This window comes from Pontibacter sp. MBLB2868 (assembly GCF_051904785.1).
Lineage (GTDB): Bacteria > Bacteroidota > Bacteroidia > Cytophagales > Hymenobacteraceae > Pontibacter.
On record NZ_CP196710.1, the window covers coordinates 2,939,357 to 2,962,097 of the forward strand.

The 22,741-nt window shown below is 46.3% G+C and carries 18 protein-coding genes; 9 read left to right on the forward strand and 9 right to left on the reverse strand.

Translation table 11 applies throughout. The features are described 5' to 3' along the window. The first annotated feature begins 32 nt into the window (after window positions 1–32). On the forward strand, window positions 33–839 hold the full coding sequence (locus ACSX1A_RS12475; RefSeq protein WP_439879972.1) for a dienelactone hydrolase family protein: 807 nt from the start codon (window positions 33–35) through the stop codon (window positions 837–839). 199 nt (window positions 840–1,038) lie between these two features. Here the strand turns inward: ACSX1A_RS12475 and ACSX1A_RS12480 are convergent, their stop codons facing one another. Together ACSX1A_RS12480 and ACSX1A_RS12485 are read right to left on the reverse strand one after the other, a co-directional pair. Further along, a complete protein-coding gene (locus ACSX1A_RS12480; protein ID WP_439879973.1) occupies window positions 1,039–1,866 on the reverse strand; it encodes a carboxypeptidase-like regulatory domain-containing protein in 828 nt (275 codons plus the stop codon). Window positions 1,867–1,978: 112 nt separating this feature from the next. After that, the gene (locus ACSX1A_RS12485; RefSeq protein ID WP_439879974.1) at window positions 1,979–2,431 is read right to left on the reverse strand and encodes a hypothetical protein; all 453 of its coding nucleotides are present in this window, start codon (window positions 2,429–2,431) and stop codon (window positions 1,979–1,981) included. Between the two features lie 223 nt (window positions 2,432–2,654). Here ACSX1A_RS12485 and ACSX1A_RS12490 point away from each other — a divergent pair, with 223 nt between their 5' ends. From ACSX1A_RS12490 to ACSX1A_RS12500, 3 genes are all read left to right on the forward strand, one after another. Next, window positions 2,655–5,069 carry a TonB-dependent receptor gene (locus tag ACSX1A_RS12490; protein WP_439879975.1) on the forward strand — a complete coding sequence of 805 codons (2,415 nt, stop codon included), beginning with the start codon at window positions 2,655–2,657 and terminating at the stop codon, window positions 5,067–5,069. Between the two features lie 205 nt (window positions 5,070–5,274). Continuing rightward, a complete protein-coding gene (locus ACSX1A_RS12495; RefSeq protein ID WP_439879976.1) occupies window positions 5,275–5,742 on the forward strand; it encodes a hypothetical protein in 468 nt (155 codons plus the stop codon). Then, window positions 5,739–5,939, forward strand: coding sequence for a helix-turn-helix transcriptional regulator (locus tag ACSX1A_RS12500; protein WP_439879977.1), 201 nt, complete (start codon window positions 5,739–5,741; stop codon window positions 5,937–5,939). Before ACSX1A_RS12495 ends, ACSX1A_RS12500 begins: the two co-directional genes overlap by 4 nt. Window positions 5,940–6,084: 145 nt before the next feature. Here the strand turns inward: ACSX1A_RS12500 and ACSX1A_RS12505 are convergent, their stop codons facing one another. After that, window positions 6,085–6,795 (reverse strand): SGNH/GDSL hydrolase family protein, encoded by a 711-nt coding sequence (locus ACSX1A_RS12505; protein ID WP_439879978.1) that lies wholly within the window; start codon window positions 6,793–6,795, stop codon window positions 6,085–6,087. Window positions 6,796–6,986: 191 nt separating this feature from the next. On the opposite strand from ACSX1A_RS12505, the gene ACSX1A_RS12510 reads away from it, so the two are divergent. Further along, entirely contained in the window at window positions 6,987–9,926 is a 2,940-nt protein-coding gene (locus ACSX1A_RS12510) for a WD40/YVTN/BNR-like repeat-containing protein (RefSeq protein WP_439879979.1), read from the forward strand. A 600-nt stretch (window positions 9,927–10,526) separates the two neighbouring features. After that, window positions 10,527–12,452, forward strand: a complete 1,926-nt coding sequence (gene dnaK / locus ACSX1A_RS12515; RefSeq protein WP_439879980.1) for a molecular chaperone DnaK — start codon at window positions 10,527–10,529, stop codon at window positions 12,450–12,452. Window positions 12,453–12,843: 391 nt separating this feature from the next. On the opposite strand, the gene ACSX1A_RS12520 is transcribed toward dnaK, so the two are convergent. The 3 genes from ACSX1A_RS12520 to ACSX1A_RS12530 form a co-directional block, all read right to left on the reverse strand. Beyond that, window positions 12,844–13,923 carry a toxin-antitoxin system YwqK family antitoxin gene (locus ACSX1A_RS12520; RefSeq protein WP_439879981.1) on the reverse strand — a complete coding sequence of 360 codons (1,080 nt, stop codon included), beginning with the start codon at window positions 13,921–13,923 and terminating at the stop codon, window positions 12,844–12,846. Window positions 13,924–14,226: 303 nt separating this feature from the next. Beyond that, window positions 14,227–14,751 carry a 5-(carboxyamino)imidazole ribonucleotide mutase gene (purE, locus tag ACSX1A_RS12525; protein WP_439879982.1) on the reverse strand — a complete coding sequence of 175 codons (525 nt, stop codon included), beginning with the start codon at window positions 14,749–14,751 and terminating at the stop codon, window positions 14,227–14,229. Window positions 14,752–14,754: 3 nt separating this feature from the next. Next, window positions 14,755–15,885, reverse strand: a complete 1,131-nt coding sequence (locus ACSX1A_RS12530; protein ID WP_439879983.1) for a 5-(carboxyamino)imidazole ribonucleotide synthase — start codon at window positions 15,883–15,885, stop codon at window positions 14,755–14,757. A 149-nt stretch (window positions 15,886–16,034) separates the two neighbouring features. Here ACSX1A_RS12530 and ACSX1A_RS12535 point away from each other — a divergent pair, with 149 nt between their 5' ends. The 3 genes from ACSX1A_RS12535 (at window position 16,035) to hemE (ending at window position 18,529) form a co-directional block, all read left to right on the forward strand. Beyond that, window positions 16,035–16,658, forward strand: a complete 624-nt coding sequence (locus tag ACSX1A_RS12535; RefSeq protein WP_439879984.1) for a MarC family NAAT transporter — start codon at window positions 16,035–16,037, stop codon at window positions 16,656–16,658. Between the two features lie 157 nt (window positions 16,659–16,815). Continuing rightward, the gene (locus tag ACSX1A_RS12540; protein WP_439879985.1) at window positions 16,816–17,436 is read left to right on the forward strand and encodes a MarC family NAAT transporter; all 621 of its coding nucleotides are present in this window, start codon (window positions 16,816–16,818) and stop codon (window positions 17,434–17,436) included. 55 nt (window positions 17,437–17,491) lie between these two features. Next, entirely contained in the window at window positions 17,492–18,529 is a 1,038-nt protein-coding gene (hemE, locus tag ACSX1A_RS12545; RefSeq protein ID WP_439879986.1) for a uroporphyrinogen decarboxylase, read from the forward strand. Window positions 18,530–18,622: 93 nt separating this feature from the next. Here hemE and ACSX1A_RS12550 read toward each other — a convergent pair whose 3' ends face one another. The 3 genes from ACSX1A_RS12550 to ACSX1A_RS12560 are packed head-to-tail and all read right to left on the reverse strand — an operon-like array spanning window position 18,623 to window position 22,636. Further along, complete coding sequence (locus tag ACSX1A_RS12550; RefSeq protein ID WP_439879987.1) at window positions 18,623–20,422, reverse strand: TrkH family potassium uptake protein; 1,800 nt, start codon at window positions 20,420–20,422, stop codon at window positions 18,623–18,625. Then, entirely contained in the window at window positions 20,403–21,422 is a 1,020-nt protein-coding gene (locus ACSX1A_RS12555; RefSeq protein WP_439879988.1) for a bifunctional heptose 7-phosphate kinase/heptose 1-phosphate adenyltransferase, read from the reverse strand. Before ACSX1A_RS12555 ends, ACSX1A_RS12550 begins: the two co-directional genes overlap by 20 nt. Further along, window positions 21,422–22,636, reverse strand: a complete 1,215-nt coding sequence (locus ACSX1A_RS12560) for a pyridoxal phosphate-dependent aminotransferase (RefSeq protein ID WP_439879989.1) — start codon at window positions 22,634–22,636, stop codon at window positions 21,422–21,424. Before ACSX1A_RS12560 ends, ACSX1A_RS12555 begins: the two co-directional genes overlap by 1 nt. Window positions 22,637–22,741 lie beyond the last annotated feature (105 nt).

Sequence of the window (22,741 nt, forward strand, 5' to 3'; positions counted from 1 at the left end):
CGATCGCTATGACTTCAAAAGCACAAAGTAAAATGGCCTGCTGTTCAAAACCGGCAACTGATGCCACCGAAAAAACAGAGGCTAATGCAAAATTTGCCTCTCTTAGTAATGATCCAGCCTTTCGGGAGAAACACGAAAACCCTTTACCTTTTAACCTGCAGGAGCAAACGGGTAAAATGGTTTCTTATAAAACGCCTGACGGTAAAACGGCTAGTGCTTATGTGATAAAAGCAAAAGAAGAAACCGATAATTATTTATTTGTTATTCATGAGTGGTGGGGGCTGAATGACTATATAAAAAAGGAAGCACAGCGACTGGCTCAAGAACTTGGGAATGTTAACGTAATTGCCTTGGACCTGTATGACGGCAAAGTAGCGACTACCCAGGAACAAGCCGGGCAGTATATGCAGGCCGTATCGGAGGATAGAGCCAAAGCCATCATAAATGGTGCACTGGAATACGCAGGAGAAAATGCCGATATAGCAACTATTGGCTGGTGTTTTGGCGGTGGTTGGTCATTGCAAACAGCAATAATGGCCGGCGACAGAGCAGAAGCAGCTGTGATGTACTACGGAATGCCGGAGCAGAACGTGGAGCGCCTGAAAACACTGCATGCACCCGTACTCGGGATATTTGCCAGCCAGGATAAATGGATCACACCAAAAGTGGTGGATGAGTTTAAAGAAAACATGAAACAGGCTGGCAAAAAACTAACCGTAAAAATGTATGATGCAGATCACGCATTTGCTAACCCAAGTAACCCCAAGTATAAAGCCGAATTCGCAGAAGAAGCGCACAAAATGGCAGTAAACTTTATCAAAGAGCACCTGATGGAATAAGATCAGAATTAAAAACCTTGAGATGGTCAGGGTGCTTGATAACTTCTGTCAGCAATTCTAAAAGATACATTTCATTTCAACAGCAGTAGACCAAAGTAATACTGCCAGATCAGTTCTACTGCTGTTGAAATGATACTTACCTGAAGCAGTACATAATAGCATTTCTACTCCTTAGCTTGCGTATGCAGTTATAGCACATTTATTGCCTTGCTGTTAGATAACTGGAGAGGCTTGCGCCCACAAATGTACCCCAGTCTCCTAAGCTAGCTTGCCTGGAATATACTCTGCCTCCCAACTTTCCTCCCAAAGATACGGCAAGCCTGTCGGCGCCTTCTGCTGGCAAGTATTCAACCCCGAAAAAGAAATCATCTGTGAGATAGATATCATACTTTTTTAGATCTATACTTACCCAGCCCTCTTTTGTAGAAAGCGGGTGTACAATACTTTTCTCTACAATTCTTTCTCCTGGCAACCCATTGTTATTCTTATAAAAATTGATTCGGAAAAATGCAGAATCTAATTTCGAACTAATCAGGTAAAAATGTACCGACAAGACTTCCGTCGGTTTATCTTTCGTGTTTATGAAATTAGCAAACTCATAAACATCCTTTCCGTCTTTATTCTCAGGATTACCCCATACGCCAGGCAAACGACCTGTAACACCCAGCTTCTTTATCTTCATTTTCCTGCTCTTCACAACTACCTCCTGTAGGGCATTTACCTTTTCTGTAAGTTTTATCTGAAGGGGTTGCGTTTTGATCAAGTCTCGTACCGGCACAGATAGCTCCTGGTAACCTATTGCTGAGAAGGTAAGCGTGTCCTGCAAATGCTCTTTGGGTAACTTAAGCACGAATTCTCCTTTTGCCCCGGATGCAGTACCCAGGTTCTTTTTACGAATTCCGATGTTAACGTAGGCCAGCGGCTTTCCATTACGTTCAGCAGTAACAACTCCGGACAAAGGCAGTTCCTGAGCCTTTACCAATGTAAAAGCGAAAAAGCAAAGCAATGCTGTGACTAGTATTCTCATAGCCTGATAGTATTCAAAAAAGTAAGGATTAAACTATCTGTGCAGCTATCGCTTCCGCAACACGTACATCAGTTGATGAAACATTTGAAGCATCCGTTCCATGATCAGAATATTATTGAGCGGCATGGTCAACAACCAGCTTTATTTGTTTTTCCCCGTCTCCTGTTCCAGTCTTTGGGTAAGGGCTAACTTCTTTTAGAGTGATCACATAATCTACTCCCCCAACCGTGGTGGTTAAAATGTGTTTGCTACGAACCGGGTCTGGCCTGCAGTCGCCGATGCACATTTCCAGTTCTTTATCTTTTTCATTTGCATTAGACGCCTTTAACCTAACAGTGGCATTGCCTAACCATACACAAATTGCGTCTGAGGGGCAGCGGGAATCCGTTACTGTATAGAGCTCTAGTAGCAGGTTATCCTGCTCACCGACAACATTTACAGGCAGCTCTTTATCCATAGTAAATGTCTCTCCAAAGTGTACTTCTTTGGTTCTCAGCTTAATGTCTGCTTCATTGCACTGCCAGAGCAGGAGCACCATCAGCATAGGGTATAAGTAATTGGTCATAGTTTTAGATTGTACTAAATGGCGTCTTCTCCTATAGGAGCCCAAATAAGGTCGGATGGTTGCAAGGCTGCTGTTAAATCAATGATTTTTTATTCTACAGGTACAAGCAACAGAAAAAGAGTCAATTGGATTTATGCCCTTATTGTCAGAAATTGTACAGCTTTATCTACTGGTACTATTCTGGAAGAATAGGCCAGCTTACAATAAAGCGATTACTTTAGCTATGAATAAATTACTGAGTTTGTTAACCTCGCTCATACTTCTTTCGCAACTGCTTCAGGCACAAAGTATAACTGTTGTTGACAAAACCACGCTAAGGCCTTTGGCCGGGGTAACTATTGCTTCCGCAAAGCCTGGTAATACGCTACAAACTAATGCCAACGGACAGGCAGATATTGGCCGGTTACTAACTGAAACGCTTCCGCTACGCTTTAGCCTGGTTGGTTATCAACCGCTCACGCTTTCAGCAAAGCAACTGGAAGAACAAAAGTATAAAGTTGCCCTGGTGCAACAGAACTACAATTTAAATGAAGTAGTTATATCGGCAGGTCGTTTCACCGAGCTGCAGAAGCTGGTGCCACAGCAGGTAGAGGTTATTACTCGAAATGAACTAAGCTTCATGAGCCAGCCGACCACTGCCGAAGTGATGCAGCAAAGCGGAAAAGTGCTGGTACAGAAAAGCCAGATGGGAGGCGGAAGCCCGATCATACGAGGATTTGAGGCAAATAAAGTGCTTCTGGTGGTGGATGGTGTGCGTATGAACAACGCCATTTACCGGGGTGGGCATCTGCAGAATATCATCACCCTGGACAACAGCATGCTGGAACGTGCCGAGGTAGTGTTTGGACCGAGCTCCGTTATCTATGGTTCTGATGCCCTGGGTGGCGTGCTCCATTTCCAAACGCTGCAACCAGAATTAGCTGGCAGCAACGACAAGAAATTGATCAGTGGTAGCGCCTTTACCCGTTATGCTACTGCCCCCGACGAAAAAACCATACACGCTCAATTTAACTATGGCCGCCAGAAGTGGGGAAGCCTTACAAGTTTAACCATATCTGATTTCGGAAATTTGCACCAGGGAGACAACCGCCGCAGCGCCTACGGTGACCTTGGTATCCGCAATTTTTACGCAGACAGGATAGCAGGACGCGACACCATGCTGCTCAACCCAAATCCGAACGTGCAACGCCCCACAGGGTATACCCAGTATGATGTGCTGCAGAAGGTGTTATTCAAGCCAAACGAAAACAATAGCCACACTCTGAACCTGCAGTTCAGCACCAGTACCGATATACCCCGCTACGACAGGCTTACTGAATTCTCCGGTGATAAACTGAAATATGCCGCATGGTACTATGGGCCCCAGGAACGTTTGTTAGCTGCCTATACTTTCGCCAACACTCGCAGCACCGCTCTCTACGACGAAAGCCGCCTGACTGCCGCTTACCAGTGGCTGGAAGAAAGCAGGCATAACCGTCGCTTTGGTAAAAGCACCTTATCTCACCAAACCGAGCAGGTACAGGTTTATAGCCTGAACGCCGACTTGGCCAAAACAATGGATCTACACCGATTGCAGTATGGTTTTGAAGCAATTTATAACAGTGTAAATTCAGAAGCCAACGAAGAGAATATCTTAACTAAGTCCAGAAACCCGCGCAGTACGCGATACCCGGATGGAGGCTCCAGTATGCACAGTGCCGCTGCTTACCTTACCCATACCTGGAACCTGAAGCCGTGGCTCATTTTTAACCAGGGGCTACGGTATACTTACACAGGACTTGATGCAAAATTTAACGACAAGACCTTTTTTCCTTTTCTAGAGCACGAGCTAAAGCAGCGCAATCATGCCTTGTCGGGTAACATGGGGGTTGTTATGTTGCCCGGTAACGGCTGGCGATTTACCGTACTTGGCTCCACTGGCTTCCGGGCACCCAACGTAGATGACCTGAGCAAAGTGTTCGATTCTTCACCGGGTAATGTGATCGTGCCCAATCCAAATTTACGACCAGAATACACTTATAACCTGGAACTGAGTGCCTCTAAAAGTATAAAAGAGCGCTTGCACCTGGAGTTGGTTGGCTACCGCACCTGGTACCGCGATGCCATCACCACGCAACCCTTCCAGCTGAACGATCAGGATTCTGTGGTATATGAGGGGCAACTGAGCCAGGTAACAGCTAACGTGAATGCAGGCAAAGCTTATCTGTATGGCTACAGCGCCAGCCTTAAAGCCGACATTACCAGCGCACTCAGTCTGAGTTCCTCGCTCAACTATACATATGGCAGAATACAAGGCACTGAAGGAGATATTCCGCTGGATCACGTGCCACCGCTGTTTGGCCGTACCAGTGTTAACCTGCAGGTAAAGCGCTTGCGGGCAGAATTTTTTGCGCTTTACAACGGAGCCAAAGAACTGGAAGACTACAACCCGAACGGTGAGGACAACCTGCAGTATGCTACTCCGCAAGGCATGCCCTCCTGGTACACGCTGAACTTACGCACTGCTTACCAGGTAAGCCCACACCTGCAGGTACAGGCCGCTCTGGAAAATATCACAGACAAGTACTACCGTGTCTTTGCCTCTGGCATTAGCGCGCCAGGCCGTAATTTTATCCTTACCGTCAGAGGCAATTTTTAAAGATCCTTTTCTTACAGCACTATAGCTAATGATAGAGGGAACTACATATACTTCCCTCTATTTTTTTGATCTTTAACATACCACCCCAACACCTCAACTCAAAAACGCAGCGTTTCATGTAAAAAACATATTACATTTCGTAAAAAATACTTTACAAAAGTAAAAAATACTTTACATTTGTATTGAACAATTAACCACTAAAACTATGCATAACCGCTTCCTTTTTCCACACCGATATAAGATGATCGGTTGGTTCCTTTTAATTCCTTCCACCATCATTGGTCTGCTCTCCCTGCTGTTCGACTACAACCTTTTTGAGTTGAAAACCACTGTATTCGCTGTTTTTGAAGAAGCCTTTTTTGAACCTGACAAAACATTTTCGTTCATACAGAATGACATCTTCGATGAAGTTATCGGGGCAACGATTGTCATAGGAGGTTTGATGGCTGCCTTTTCCAAAGAGAAGTATGAGGATGAATACATAGCTCAGATCAGGCTGGAATCGTTGCTGTGGGCTACTTACATTAACTATGGCTTTCTGCTTTTCTCTATTCTTTTTATCTATGGCCTTGGCTTTTACCAGATCATGGTTCTGAATATGTTCACGCTACTGTTCATTTTTCTGGTGCGTTTTAATTTTATCCTTTACAAAACTTCAAGGGCCATCGCATGAAGAACAGCATTAGAGTAGAACGTGCCATCCACAGCCTCACGCAGGAGGAACTGGCGAAGAAGATCGGGGTAAGCCGCCAAACCATCAACGCTATGGAAGCCAACAAATATGTTCCATCCACGGTACTCGCACTAAAAATTGCCCGGGTGTTTAGTAAGCCTGTAGAAGAGATCTTTGAGTTGAGTGAGGAAGACTAGACAGAAGAGATTTAAACCCCTGGCCCGCAAGCTGAGTCATGCTCGTCAGTTTGCGGGCCAGGAGTTAAGACAGAAGTTCTCATCTTGTAAAGCGGGACCTATGCCCAGCCAGAACTGCCCGCTAATGTATCCAAGGTCCTATTTACTACTGAATCAGGGCTGCTTTAGCCTGGGGCACTGTAAGCTTTGCCCACTCCAGGTGCATTTTACCAGAATAGTGCAGCCCATCTTTAGCCAAATAAGAAGCATCCTCTAAAGCCTTCCTGGTAAGTGGCGTAATATTAATGAAAGCAACGCCTGCTTTCTGTGCCTCGTCTTTTGCTACGACATTGAAAGCTTCGATTTCAGCGGAGATCTGCTCCCGATCACGACCTTGTGCAAAGGGTGTTGCTCCCCAATCAGGAATGGATAAAACAACCACATTGCCTGCATCGCCTTTGGCTAATCGGATAGAAGTTTGCAACAAACCCCGGAACTCTGTTCTGTAGGAGCTGATGCTCTGCCCACGGTACTGGTTATTGACCCCGATCAACAGCGATACCAGGTCGAAGTCTGCCGTTGGGTTGGCAGCTTCAATGGCCTTGGCTAACTCAGATGTGGTCCAACCCGTTTTTGCTATCGTCACCGGATCTCCCACATCAACACCATCTGCCCGTAGCAGCCTTGCCAGCTGCTGCCCCCAACGATCAGCCACCTGCACACCTTCACCAATAGTATAGGAATCGCCTAGGGCCAGGTAAGAGTAAGCATGGTCTGCATCTGGTTTAAGTCCCGCATCAGGAGACGGGGTATCTTTTTCACAACCAAAAAGAACAGCTGAGAGAAGTACAACAGTAAAGAAAATGTATCGGCGCATAAATTTCATTTAACTACTTACTCTTTAAAGAGTAATTTGGATTACAGGCAGGCATTATGCAGGAACCGGGCCAGAATTAACAGATACAGCAAACGAGGCGTATTGCAGAGGGCCCATCTCTTCCATAATCCGTCACAAATGATTAGCTTTAGAGAGTCAAACTAAAAACTCTACTTCTGCTGACCCACACTATGCAAAAACGAATACTTTCGGTAGCAATGCTGGTAGCCCTCTCCGGGTGCGCCGTGCAGGCTCAGAAATCAAGCAAGCAACCTGCCTTTACGCCAGCCAAAGAAAGATTGGAAGCCTACCAAAAAAGACAGCAGCTGGAGCAAAGCTCCATTGTCGGAAACCTAGCCTTCAGAAATACAGGCCCAACCGTCATGAGCGGACGAATTACCGACATCGAGGTTTCTCCCAAAGACCCCAATACGTTTTATGCAGCCTTTGCTTCCGGCGGACTCTGGAAAACAACCAATAACGGCTTATCTTTTGAGCCGCTTTTTGACGAGCAGGCCGTCATGACCATCGGCGACATTGCCATCGACTGGGACAATAACGAAACCATCTGGATCGGCACCGGAGAGAGTAACTCCAGCCGCTCTTCTTACTCAGGAGTGGGTGTTTACAAAAGCACCGATAGCGGCAAAAACTGGCAGCACCTGGGCCTCGATGATACCCACCACATTGGTAAGGTGATCGTACATCCAACAGATCCAAACACAGCCTGGGTAGCGGCAGTAGGCCATTTATACTCTGCAAACCAGGAGCGCGGGGTGTATAAAACAACGGATGGCGGCAAAACATGGAAAAAGACCTTATACATTGATCCAAACACAGGTGCCATAGACCTGCAGATTGACCCTAAAAATCCGGACAACGTGTATGCGGCCATGTGGCACCGTGAGCGCCGCGCATGGAATTTTGTAGAGGGCGGTAAAACTTCCGGTGTTTATAAATCTACTGACGGCGGCAATACCTGGACTGACATCAGCACGGCTGGCAGCGGCTTTCCGGATACAGATGGTGTTGGCCGTATTGGTCTCAGTCTTTACCCAGGTAACCCGAACGTGATCTATGCATTGGTAGATAACCAGGAACGCCGTGCGGTGGAGAAAAAAGAGCCAAAACCAGGAGCATTGGATACTGATATTTTCCGAGGCATGTCGGCAGAGGATTTCCTGAAGCTGGACGATAAATTCCTCAATGAGTTTCTGGATGAAAACCGTTTCCCCAAAGAATATACAGCCAAAAGTATAAAGGAGATGGTACGCAACGGGGAGATCAAACCTGAAGCCATCACAGATTACCTGGAAGACCCCTTCGCTGAAAAAGAAGGGTCTGACGCACCCGTAAGAGGCGCAGAAGTGTACCGCACCAACGATGGCGGCAAGACCTGGACCAAAACTCACGACAGCTATATCGACGATATGTACTCCAGCTACGGGTACTACTTCGGCGTGATCCGGGTATCTCCTCTCAACCCTGACAAGATCTACATTCTTGGCGTACCAATCCTGAGATCAGACGACGGTGGTAAAACATTCCGCAGCATTGAAGGAGACAATGTGCACTCAGATCACCAGGCACTTTGGGTAAGTGCTGACAAGCCGGGCTACCTGATAGATGGCAACGACGGAGGCATAAACATCACTTATGACGACGGGAAGCATTGGGCTAAGGCTAATCCTATCCCGGTTGGTCAGTTTTATGCGGTGGCTGTGGATATGGCAAAACCATATAATGTGTATGGTGGTTTGCAGGATAACGGCACCTGGTTTGGCCCCAATACCTACAAGCCAAGCAGCGCCTGGACTGCAGAGGGCAAATACCCTTACCAGCGTTTAGGTGGCGGTGATGGCATGCAGGTGCAGGTTGACTGGCGCGATAATAACACGGTTTACCTGGGATCGCAATATGGGGTATACTTCAGACTGAACAAAGAAACCGGTGAGCGCACTTCTATCCGCCCTAATCACAAGCTGGGAGAGCGCCCGCTGCGTTTTAACTGGGAAGCACCAATCCACCTGAGCCGCCATAACCAGGATGTGGTATACTTCGGATCTAACAAGTTTCACCGCTCCCTGAACCGCGGCGAAGACATGGAAATATTATCTGGTGACCTAACGCAAGGAGGCCGCAAAGGGGATGTAGGTTATGGCACGCTCACAAGCATAGATGAGTCGCCGGTGCGATTTGGTTACTTGTATGTAGGTTCTGATGACGGTTTGATTCACGCTTCAAAAGATGGTGGTTACACCTGGACAAAAATCTCAGACAAACTGCCTCAAAATATGTGGGTGTCTACGGTAATGGCTTCGGCTCATAAACTGGACAGGGTTTATACTTCGCTGAACGGCTACCGCTGGGATGACTTTACGCCATACTTGTACGTGTCGGAAGACAATGGGAAGAAGTGGGAGCGCATCGGCACCAACCTGCCACAGGAGGCTATCAACGTTATCACAGAAGACCCGAAGAACGAAAACCTGCTATATGTGGGTACAGACCATGGCCTGTACATTTCTTTAGACAGAGGAAAAACATTTACAGCCATGAGCAAAGGTATGCCGGCAGTAGCGGTGCACGATGTGGTGGTGCACCCGCGCGAAAATGACCTGGTAGTAGGTACACATGGCCGCTCTATCTACATCGCCAACGTAGAGCACCTGCAGCAGCTTACCCCTGAACTCATGAATCAGCAGCTGCATGTCTTCTCATTAAAGCAGGTAAACTATAATCCACGCTGGGGGCAGAAATGGAGTGCCTGGGGAGATACCATGCAGGCAGAGCTTAGCATCCCATACTATACTTCAGCGGCAGGCTCTACTACCATCCGTATCAAGACGGATAAGGGGCAGGTAGTAAAAGAGCTGAAAGACCAAAGTGAGCATGGCCTGAATTATGTGACCTATAACCTGTCTGTAGATGAGGCAAACGCTAAGGCGTATGAAGCAGCGTTGAACAGTGCTAAGAAAGAAGGCGCAGAACCTGTGAAAGTTGAGCCCGCAGAGAACAAGGTGATCTACCTGCAGCCTGGCAAGTATACCGTGGAGGTTGAAACTGCCGGAGGCGCAAAGAAAACGCAGGAGTTCATTATAAAAGCTCCGGAAAAAAGAACGAGAGAATAGTACATTGAGCAGAAGATAATTCTTGCGGTATAGAAAAAGAGGCAACCTGTGTGGTTGCCTCTTTTTGTTTTGCAAATGGATGCTTTTAAAATTACCATAACATAGCGTGGTAAATTTCTATTATTTTGCTTTCCTGACACCAACAAAGGTTTTTTAAAGTATGTAATTCCCCTCCTTGGAGGGGTTAGGGGTGGGTTCACTATAGCGGATAAAACGAATTAGCGCTGTAACGCACAACTTGGATTAACATATAATCATCGTCTCCTGGTCAGGATTACTCACCTTTAAGCAAAAGCACTGGCCAACGCCAGTGCTTTTGCTGTTTCATACCTGCTTTACCCCCTTGCACATAACATTTCAGCCCATGCTGTCCGCATTTTAAAACCCTCCTTCCTTTACAGTAGTAACTGAAACAGGGGTGCAAGCAATTATGTCGTACTGCAAAGTAAGTATGCGCGCTAAGTCAGACAAAAGCGAAAGTATACGCGACAGAAATGACATATTGACAGACAAAAACCCTGATTTCCCCCTTGGCACAAGGGTTGATATAATAGAGGAAAACAGAAAATAAGTATAGGAACTATATAATAAAACTATAGAATGGGAAAAATAATTGGTATTGACTTAGGTACAACCAACTCTTGCGTTGCCGTAATGGAAGGTAACGAGCCAGTTGTTATACCTAACAGCGAAGGCCGCAGAACTACTCCATCTATCGTTGCTTTCCTGGATAACGGAAACGGCGAGCGTAAAGTAGGTGACCCGGCTAAACGTCAGGCGATCACTAACCCGCAGAACACAATTGCCTCTATCAAGCGCTTCATGGGCCACAGCTACAATGAAGTAAGCGAAGAAGCGAAGCAGGTCTCTTACAAGGTACAGCAGGGCAGCAATAACACTGTTCGTGTTCAGATCGGTGACAGAGAGTATACGCCACAGGAGATATCTGCCATGGTCCTTCAGAAGATGAAGGCTACGGCTGAGGATTACCTTGGTACTACTGTAACAGAAGCGGTAATTACTGTACCGGCATACTTTAACGATGCGCAGCGCCAGGCAACGAAAGAAGCTGGCCAGATCGCGGGTCTTGAAGTGAAGCGTATCATCAACGAGCCAACAGCAGCAGCGCTTGCTTACGGTTTGGATAAGAAACACAAAGATCAGAAGATCGCAGTGTTTGACCTTGGTGGTGGTACATTCGATATCTCGATCCTGGAATTAGGTGACGGAGTATTTGAAGTATTATCTACAAACGGTGACACGCACCTTGGTGGTGATGACTTTGATGCAGTAATCATTAACTGGTTAGCTGAAGAGTTCAAGAAAGACGAAGGTTTAGACCTGCGTAAAGATCCAATGGCTTTGCAGCGTTTGAAAGAAGCTGCTGAAAAGGCTAAGATCGAACTTTCTTCTTCCAACGAAACAGAGATCAACCTGCCATACATTATGCCTGTTGACGGTGTTCCGAAGCACTTGGTACGCAAGTTAACGCGCGCTAAATTTGAGCAGCTTTCTGACGACCTGATCCGTCGTTCAATGGAGCCTTGCAAGAAAGCCCTTCAGGATGCAGGTTTGTCAACTTCTGATATCGACGAAGTAATTTTGGTTGGTGGTTCTACCCGTATCCCTAAGGTACAGGAAGAAGTTGAGAAGTTCTTCGGCAAGAAGCCATCTAAGGGTGTTAACCCGGATGAGGTTGTTGCTGTAGGTGCTGCGATCCAGGGTGGTGTATTAACCGGTGAAGTAAAAGATGTACTTCTACTTGACGTTACGCCTCTTTCTTTGGGTATCGAAACAATGGGTGGTGTGATGACTAAGCTTATTGAGTCTAACACAACTATCCCTACCAAGAAGTCTGAGACATTCTCTACCGCTTCTGATAACCAGCCGTCAGTTGAGATTCACGTACTGCAGGGTGAGCGCCCTATGGCGAAGGATAACCGTACCATTGGTAGATTCCACCTGGATGGTATTCCACCAGCACCACGTGGCGTTCCTCAGATCGAAGTAATTTTCGATATTGATGCCAACGGTATCCTGCACGTAACTGCTAAGGATAAAGCTACTGGCAAAGAGCAGAAGATCCGTATTGAGGCTTCTTCTGGTTTGAGCGAGCAGGAAATCGAGAAGATGCGTCAGGAGGCAGAAGCAAACGCTGAAGCTGATAAGAAAGCGAAGGAAGAGATCGAAAAGCTGAACGCAGCCGACTCTATGATCTTCCAGACTGAGAAGCAGCTGAAAGAGTATGGCGATAAGCTTTCTGAAGGCAATAAGTCTAATATCGAAACCGCTCTTGGCGAATTAAAAACTGCTCATGGCGCTAAAGACGTGGCCGGTATCGACAAAGCGATCGAAAACCTGAACAATGCATGGAGTGCAGCCTCTCAGGAGATGTACAATGCAACGCAAGGTGGTGCTCCGGGCGGCGATGGCCAGCCAGGAGGTCAGCCAGGCGCTGATCAGGGTGCAGCCAGCGATGGTGGCGTGACTGATGTAGATTACGAAGAAGTAGACGGAAATAAATAATCCGTTTGCTCAAGCATAAAAAAATCCCCTGCCGGTTTCGGCAGGGGATTTTTTTGTTTTATAGTATAAACCATCGAATATAGCGGCTTCAAAATACAAGTTATCTCTGAAGTGACTTATACTTTTAATAAGCTGTAGTTGGCCTTACTCCAGGCCTCAGGCAAGTTTATACTTCTTTTGCCTTCCTGCTGCTTGCTTTAACAACACACCTGTATAAGTGGCAGCCGCACTTGTCTGATGAAACTCAAGGGATAGTTTTAGATGGGTTGAAATGAACGACCAGTAAAAACCACCTAAACCCTATGAAGCCTGAAAATATTTAACACTCAGCAGCAACAGCTTATACTATCAGGTACACAGTACCAAAATAAAATATTAATTAGGGGCTGGTTTAAAGTTTGTAGCCTTTTTGCCAAGGATCTATCTCTACAGGGCTCGTTGTAGTTTTGCTATGATCCCAACGGATATCATTTCCGTTGGAAAGTGACTTACCCTTAGAGTTCTGCAACTCCAGGGCATCTCTCCATATCTTGGTTCTATAAGGGAAAGTCAGTACAACTTTCATCGCAATGGCCTGTGCATCGTTAACAGCAGGCGACCAGACTCCCAGTTCCTGTAATGCTTTTATAAGGTAGGCTTCGTAGCCGGTCTCGCTTAGTTCCTTAAACTCTCCTAAGTTACCTTTGTCATCAACATTAAAACTGACAACTATGTCGACTGACTTAAATTTCACATTAGTTAAGCTATCAAATATCTGGTACAGGTCATACTTTAACCCTATCCAGCCATTGTTATATGTTGGAGGTATCGCGTTTGTAGGGTTAGCGTCGCAGCTTCCTACTCTCAGTTTTTCAGCGTTTAAAAGCGCTATCTCCTGCCCCAAACCAAAATAATTTACAGCATTGAAAAACTTACGCCCCTCGTAGCCCTTCACAAACCTACCCTTCACATATTCCTGGCTCAGCTTTGTTGGGCTATCAAAGTAGTACAGCTTCCACCTGCCACTCAACAAGCCATTTTTAAACTTGCCTCTCCAACTTGTTTCAACCAAGTCGTTTGTCGATTTACTGTTGTAGTGGTAGATAATAGCCTCTCCGTTGCCATTCTGCACTAGTTGACGGCCATCTATGGACCATACATTTTGCACGACAAGTTTATTGCCTTTCACCGTAAAGCTATACATCGGCTTTCCGTTCGGGAAGAAGTATTCCCAGGTGCCCGTCATTAGCCCCTCATTAAACAGCCCCTTCTGCCATACATGGCCATTCATGTAGCGAATAACCAGCGGGCCGTTTAACAGTCCGTTTTTATAAGTGCCTTCCACCAATTCTAAGCTGTCGTAGCGAAAGTCTTTAAAGGGTCCGTCAAATGCCATTATAGTCGAGTCGTAGGTAGCTTCCCTAAAGAAAGAGGCACACGATGGAGACGTAAGCAAGTAATCTGCTAAGGTAAAAACGGGTTTTGCCGGCACCTGTCTTTACCACACAATCCGAGATACTCAGAGGAATAGCGGTTGAGTCGACAAAAATTTTAACCTGTCCTAAAGCCGAGAAGCTGTATGAGGCGCAAATGAGGGCTATCGTAAGAAACAACCTGCTTGTTTTCATGTGTAGAGATTATGGAAGAAGCTTGAGGTACAATATAACAAAAAAGTAATATATTCACAATTAGATTTGATGAATCCTGGTAGCGGAAGGCTGGATGTGACCATCACATAAAAGGGACAGCCACCAATGGCTGTCCCTTTTATGTGATATGTTTATAGTATAATCGTCTAATCCAAATCCCTATCCCCTCGCTTCAGCTCCTCTACAGAGCGCATCACTTTATCCTTCAGGGTATTTTTATACTTCTCCAGTTTATCAGCCACGGCGGCGCTGTTTGTACCAATTATCTCTGCGGCAAGAATACCGGCATTCAAAGCTCCATCTAGTGCTACAGTAGCCACAGGTATACCTCCTGGCATCTGAAGTATAGACAGCACAGAATCCCAGCCATCAATAGAGTTGCTGGATTTTACCGGCACACCAATTACTGGTAGTGTTGTGATAGAAGCAACCATACCTGGTAGATGCGCTGCGCCACCTGCTCCTGCAATAATCACTTTTAAACCTCGCTTTCGGGCATTCTCTGCATACTCAAACATGCGGTGCGGCGTGCGGTGTGCAGATACAATTGTCAGTTCATAAGGCACCCCTAGCGTCTCGAGTATCTCGGCGGCAGCATCCATTACTTTCAGGTCGGACTGGCTACCCATGATGATTCCTACTAAGGGCTGTTTTGTAGTTTCGTCGGTCATGGTTTATGCTTTTACTTTGATTACGTTCTTAACAGAATCAGCGCGTTGCTGAGCCTCCTCTATCGTCTGCCCCAACACAGTGATGTGTCCCATTTTACGGGCAGGGCGAGTATATTTTTTGCCATACAGGTGAATGTAAACACCCGGTACAGCCAAAGCTTTTTCTAAGCCTTCATACTTTGCCTCGCCATCAAAACCTGGTTCGCCCAGCAGGTTCAGCATTACGGCTGCACTCTGTATTTCGGTTGAGCCAAGTGGCAGGTTAAGTATAGCACGCAGGTGCTGCTCGTATTGCGACGTATAGTTTGCTTTTATAGTATGGTGGCCGCTGTTATGCGGACGAGGTGCTACTTCGTTAACTAAAATCTGGCCATCTTTTGTCAGGAACATTTCCACGGCAAGTATACCTACCATATTAAAGCTTTCGATTACGCGGGTAGCAATTTCTATGGCGAGGCGCTGCAGTTTGAAAGGCACATTGGCCGGTGCAAATAAGGAATCTACCAGGTTATGCTCCGGATGGAAACTCAATTCCACTACCGGAAAAGCAGTCACTTCTCCGTCAGCATTACGGGCCACAATTACAGATATCTCCTTGTCAAAAGTCACCAGCTTCTCGAGTACTGATGGCTCTTCGAAAGCTTTGACTGTATCAGCAATGCCTCCCAGCCTTACTACTCCACGTCCATCGTACCCTTCACGGCGCAGCTTCTGAAAAGCCGGTAAAAAGTGCAGGTTGTCTTCCAGTTCAGCTTTATCCTTCAGGATCATGAAATCAGAAGTAGGGATGTTATGTTGCTTGTAGAACTCCTTCTGCAGCCCTTTATCCTGAATGGTTCGTACTGTCTGCGCATCCGGGTAAACTTTTACCCCCTCCTGCTCCAGCTTCTCAAGGGCATCGGCATTTACATGCTCGATCTCTATTGTCAGGATATCGCAGTTCTTACCAAACGCATACACGGTATCGAAGTCGCGGAAGCTACCAACAAAAAATTCGTTGCAGATGTCTTTACAAGGTGCGTTTTCGTCGGGGTCTAACACTAACGTATACAGGTTAAAATCTAACCCGGCCTGCATCAGCATACGCCCCAGCTGTCCGCCCCCAAGTATGCCTAGCTTTATTTCTCCTTTCATGATGGTTGTTGTTTGGGATGATCGTTTCTCAAAAATACAGAATATACTTTAATCGCCCTCTCATTAGCCAGCATTACCGCCAAAGCTTTGTTTTGCCTGTATTAAAACCTATATTTAAGGCTATACTTTTTTTGCCCCTTATACTATTCATGGAAATCATACTTGCTACTTTCTCTGCTTTGTTCTCGGTTGTAAATCCGTTTGGTGCTATGCCGGTGTTTCTTACCCTTACCCAGGATGATACACCCGCCAGCCGTAACCAGCAGGCCATGAAAGCATGTTTGTATATGGTTGGCATTCTGGCTGTGTTCTTTCTGGCAGGGCAGTATGTACTTAACTTCTTCGGCATCCGGATCCACGACCTGCGCATTGCCGGCGGACTTATGATCATGAAAGCGGGTTTTGATCTGCTGACACCCGGCGCTAACAAAAAGAAAATATCTCCGGAGGTGGTTGAAGAAGGGCAGCATAAAGATGATATCTCCTTTACTCCGCTTGCCATGCCAATGTTGTCGGGCCCAGGTGCCATCGCGATAAGCATTGGCCTGTTTACAACCTCCCTTTCTTACCTGGATATGATGATGATCCTGATCGGTATTGTTTTACTGGCAGCAGTCAGTTATATCATCCTGCGCTTCTCGTATCAGCTTACCCGCTACATGGGTAAATCGGGTCTGGCTGCTCTTTCCCGCATTATGGGCTTCATTGTGCTATCTATTGGCGTTAACTTTATTGTGTCAGCACTTACAGCCTTGTTCTTTACAGAGCGTTAAACAGGGCTAAAGTTCTAGTAGGCACAGCTGCCAAAGCTATACTTTACACACTACCTCAGTGCATAAAATACTACCAAACAATTAACTAATCCGCAACATTACCATAATGCTCAGGTAATCTCACTGCTATACTTTTACCTCCATAATAAATAAAACTATGGAGGTAATACTAGCTACCTTTTCTGCTCTCTTTTCAGTGGTGAATCCTTTTGGCGCAATGCCCGTGTTTCTCACCCTCACCCACGACGACAGCATTGCCAACCGCAACGAGCAGGCTCTAAGGGCTTGCATCTTTATGGCGCTTATTTTATCGGTATTTTTCTTTGCAGGGCAGTATGTGCTCAATTTCTTCGGCATCAGGTTATCAGACATTCGCATTGCCGGTGGGCTCATGATCATGAAAGCCGGCTTTGAGTTGCTTACCAGTAAAGCGCACCGGGGTAAAAAGGTATCTAAAGGCATTCTTAAAGAAGGGGTTCAGAAAGAAGATATCTCCTTTACGCCTCTCGCCATGCCGATGCTATCTGGTCCGGGGTCCATTGCTGTTTGCATTGGCATGTATTCTACAGCGTCAACCGTTGCGGATATGTGCCTGGTCATTTCCGCTGTCCTGCTTGTCGCAGCTGTTTCGTTTGTGATCCTCGTTTTCTCACACCAGCTGGTAAACTACCTTGGCAAGGCAGGTTTATCGGCCTTATCACGGATCATGGGCTTCATTGTTTTATCCATTGGTGTTAATTTTATTTCTACAGGCATCCTTTCTTTATTGCGCGGTTAGTATTTTTACTGGTGAGCGAATTTAACAAAGAAGCAGAAAGTCTTATCTTTGCAGCATGCAACTGAAGAATGATCTGCTTATAAGAGCTGCCAAAGGAGAGGCTGTAGAGCGTACCCCTGTCTGGCTGATGCGCCAGGCTGGCCGAATTTTACCTGAATACAGAGCTGTGCGTAATAGCCTGAGCGGTTTTAAGGAACTGGTTGAAACACCTGAATTTGCTGCAGAAGTAACCATACAACCAGTAGACATACTGGATGTTGATGCTGCCATCATTTTCTCTGACATCCTGGTTGTGCCTGAGGCAATGGGCTGCACCTACGAAATGATAGAAAAACGTGGCCCCCTGTTTCCAAAAACTATCCGTACCGAAGATGACATGAAGCGGTTACGGGTTGCCGATCCGCACGAGCACCTGAACTATGTACTGGAAGCTATAAGAGTAACCAAAAGAGCACTAAATGGACGTGTTCCTTTGATCGGTTTTGCAGGCGCCCCCTGGACCATACTTGCCTACATGGTAGAAGGCAGCGGTTCTAAGACTTTCTCTCATGCCCGCGGCATGCTTTACACAAATCCGAAGCTGGCGCACCAGTTACTGCGCATGATAACCGATACTACCATCGCATATTTACAAGCTCAGGTAGAGGCCGGTGCTAACCTTATTCAGGTATTTGATTCCTGGGCAGGTATACTATCACCAGCGCATTATCGTGAGTTTGCGCTGCCATACATTTCAGAGATATGTAATTCTATCCACAACGTTCCTGTAACGGTGTTTGCCAAAGGTGCTTTCTTTGCCCTGGAAGATTTCAGCAAGTTAAACTGTGAAACTATCGGCCTGGACTGGAACATGGAAATTGGCAAATCCCGGGAACAGATAGGCCCTAATAAGACCCTGCAGGGCAATATGGACCCTTGCCTGCTGTATAGCTCTTTTGATACTATTCAGAGTGAGACTATAAAGATGTTGAAGGAGTTTGGTCCGCAACGGCATATTGCCAATCTTGGGCACGGAGTTTACCCGGACACAGATCCGGAAAAGGTGAAGTGCTTTATTCAAACAGTAAAAGAGTATAGCAGCCTTAACAGATAGCTGTAACAATTATATTTCCCTACATAAAGCCAGAGCGCCTGCTAAAATACTTAGCAGGCGCTCTGGCTTTATGTATTGTAACAGGCTATGCCATTAACCAACAGCAAGGTGTGTTTCAGGGTATCTGTAATTGGTGGATGTAGTACGTGTGCTAAGCGCTAGCGCCAGCGTCAGGGTGCCTACCCTGCCTATGTACATTGACAGAATGATCACAACTTTGCCCAGGTCAGATAAACCAGCTGTGATACCTGTACTCAGACCTACTGTAGCAAAAGCCGACACCTGCTCAAAAGCCAGCTTCATAATATCAAATTGCGCGTCGGTGATGGAAAGTACAAAAATGAAAAGTATGTTTAGCATAGCGGCGAACGTAAATACCGAAAATGCCTTATAAGATACAGAGTGAGGGATGGTTCGATGCCCCACTTCCATATTCCTTTTATTCCGGATAGTTGCCCAAACAGAAATGAGGATAACTGTGAATGTTGTTGTTTTGATACCACCACCTGTTGATCCTGGGGAGGCACCAATAAACATCAGGAAGATGAACATCATGAGTGTCGGGATGTTCAAAGCGGAAATATCTACGGTGTTGAAGCCGGCAGTACGGGTAGTTACCGACTGAAAGAAAGACGCGATCAGAGCCTCTACAAAATTCAGTTCAGATAAAGTATTGTAGTACTCCAGCAGAAAAAAGCCCACAGTACCCATCAGTATCAAAGCCGCAGAAGTATAAATTGTGATTCTGGAAAGCATTTTCCAGTTTTTCCAAGGCGCATGTAAGCGAGTCCTCATAGCCTTCGGCGAAAGCACATCGAGTATAGTCGGGAAGCCGATACCTCCGAAAATAATCAGCATAGCCACCACCAAATGCAGAACATAGGCGAAGCGGACAGGCTGCGTGTACAATCCTTCGGGGTACAGCGAGAACCCGGCATTACAGAAAGCTGAAATGGCGTGGAAAACGGAGAAGAATATCTTGGATCCCAGATTCATAAATTCAGCCCCAGGCCCCCAGGATACAAAAATTATAATTGCTCCAACAGCTTCAATTGTAAACGTAAGAAAGATAAGTTGCCGTAACAGTCCTTTGGTAGAGTACAGGGTTTCGCTCTCCAGCAGCTCGTGCATTGCTACGTGCTGTTTTATACCCACCCCCTGCTTCATCAGCGATGCAAAGAAAGTTGCAAAGGTAAGTATACCCAAGCCGCCCATCTGTATCAGCATTAACAGTACTACTTGTCCTGCAGGAGTAAAATAAGTGCCCGGATCCACTACAGCCAAGCCGGTAACGCAGGAGGCACTCGTGGCCATGAATAAGGCATCAATGAAACGCATTCCTTCAGGAGCCGTCGTCATCTTTGGTAGCATAAACATACCGGCACCCACTAACACGAGCACAATAAAGCTCAGGATGAACAGAATGGAGGGCTTCATCTGAACCGTTTTCAGGTGCACCTTTGTCTCCAGCAGCTCTATCACCAGTAGCACCATCATGTACAGGGAAACGATTACCCGGTACAATTCTACGGAGAGCGGAATTCCAACACTCTCAAACACATTGTAAACTACGGGCACGTCAAACATATAGGTACCAACCTGGTTAACAAGCACGATGGCCATGAGTATACCTTCAAACCAGGTCCGCCTCAGAAACTTGATCCGCTCGAAAGTATAAAGTATCCGCAGGAAATAGATGATAACGAATACAGCCAGGATGACATCGATGGCATAGTATAGCATCTGCAACCTTGCCGGGCTCTCTACCACTCCGTGCGCATAAATCAAAAGACCCACCGCCAGCACCGACAGCACATAGGTTGTGCGGCGCATCAGGGCATAGGCTCTGAGTTTACTGCCGTATAATACTCTGTTAAGCGTTTCTGTATTCATGGGCTTCGAATAGCCTGATTTGCTTTGCCTCTTCAAAAAGGCGTTGTTTATTAACGGGTACTACGCCTACTTGTTCACATACTAAGCCTCCTCCCAGGTTACTTAAACCTGCCATAAAAGGTGCAGAAGTAGTAAGTGCCATACATAAAGCGGCAATACTGATCACGGTGTCGCCGGCCCCCGATACATCGGATATCGAACGACGGTGCGCTTCTATGTATGTTTTTTCTGTTCCGTTGGCTACAAACACACCTCTCTCAGACAAAGTTACAAGCACTTGCTGTACCTGTAACTGGCTTTGCAACGAAACTACTGCTTCTTCAAAAGCATGCAGGTTTTCATCTGCAAAGTCGACTTTAAGCCCTTCGCGGAGCTCTTTCAGGTTTGGTTTAAACAGGGTGCATCCAACGTAGCTCAGGAAATTCTTCTTTTTCGGATCAACTACAATTGGTACGCGTTTCTGATTTGCCAGTGCAATAAAGCGCTGAATATTCTCATTAGAGAAAACTCCTTTATCATAATCCTCCAGCACTACTACATCTGCTTTTTCCAACAACTGCAGGTAGCGCTCCTCCAGGTGGCGCTCCTCGTAATCTGTCAGGTTATGCTCTATCTCGGAGTCAACGCGCAGAAGTTGTTGGGCGCCGGCAATAATACGGTGTTTGATTGTGGTAACCCGCTCAGGGCTCTGCACTATACCTTGGGTGGGTAAATTATTCTCCTCCATCAGGCGCAGGTAATCAGCCCCATCCTGGTCATCACCGATCACCGAACAAAGTAAAGGAGTAGCTCCCAGGGCTTGCACATTAAGCGCTACGTTTGCAGCCCCTCCCAAGCGTTTCTCACGCTTTACCACGTTTACAATGGGCACAGGCGCCTCCGGCGATATACGCGTGGATTTACCCCACAGGTAAGAGTCGATCATCACATCCCCGACGATCAGCACCTGTAGCTTATCGAAGGAAGCGAATAATTCTTCTATGCTATTGAAATTGGCCATTACTGCAGCTTTTCAAGGCTGTTTTTGATGCGTCGAAGTGCCTCTGTCAGCTTTTCGTCTGAAGTAGCATAAGAGAAACGGATACACTGCGGTGCTCCGAACGCCTCACCACTTACAACTGCTACATGCGCATCTGTTAACAGGAACATACTTAGATCAAGTGCAGAGTTTATGGTTTTACCTTCGTAGCTGCTTCCGAAATAAGCGCTTACATCAGGGAAGATATAAAAGGCGCCAGCCGGCACGTAGGTTTTAAAGCCGGGTATCCCCTGCATCAGGTCGAGCACCAGGCCACGGCGGCGGCGATACGCTTCCGTCATTTGCAGAGAGGCTGCATTTCCACCTTGCAAAGCAGCTGTGGCAGCTTTCTGGGCAATAGAACAGGTGCCGGATGTTATCTGGCTCTGCATTTTATCGCAGGCGGCAGCAATATCTTTATGTGCGGCAAGGTAGCCTACTCGCCAGCCCGTCATGGCATAGCCTTTCGAAAAACCATTTATGGTGATTACCCGGTCACGGATAAAGTCAAAACTTGCCATACTGGCGTGCTTGCCTTCAAAATTGATGTACTCATATATTTCATCAGCAATCACATGAATCTGCGGGTGCTTCTCCAGTACTTTAGCTATTGCAAGAAGTTCTTCCTCGTTAAACACCGCACCAGTCGGGTTACACGGCGACGAATACAGAACGATCTTTGTATCTGAAGTGATGGCCTTCTCGAGCTGTTCGGCAGTAACTTTATAATCGTTCTCAAGCCTCCCCATCAGTGGCACAGGCACACCTTCTGCCAGCTTCACGATCTCCTCGTAGGACACCCAGTAAGGTGAAAAAATGATAACCTCATCACCAGGGTTTGTCAGGCAAAGTACGGCATTGGCTATACTTTGCTTTGCCCCCGTAGATACTACAATGTTTTCAGGCTTATAGTCAAGGTTATTATCCCGCTTAAATTTGTTGGCTATCTCCTGGCGCAGCTCAGGGTAACCCGCTACAGGTGTATAAAAGGTGAAACCATCATCTATCGCCTTTTTTGCTGCGTCTTTGATATACTGTGGTGTCTGAAAATCAGGCTCTCCAAAGCTTAAGTTAATCACATCAAAGCCTTGTGCAGCTAGCTCACGGGCTTTTTTTGCCATTGCAATAGTCTGTGACTCTGATAATGCAGAGATCCTATCTGAAAGTATGGTGTTCACCTCTTCTAATTCGTGCATAGGGTATTTTGTATTAAGCCGGCAATTTACTCATAAAGCAACAGACTTTCCAGCACAAGGGCTAAAGGCTGCAATATAACCGGCAAATTGTGTGCGTATTCTTTG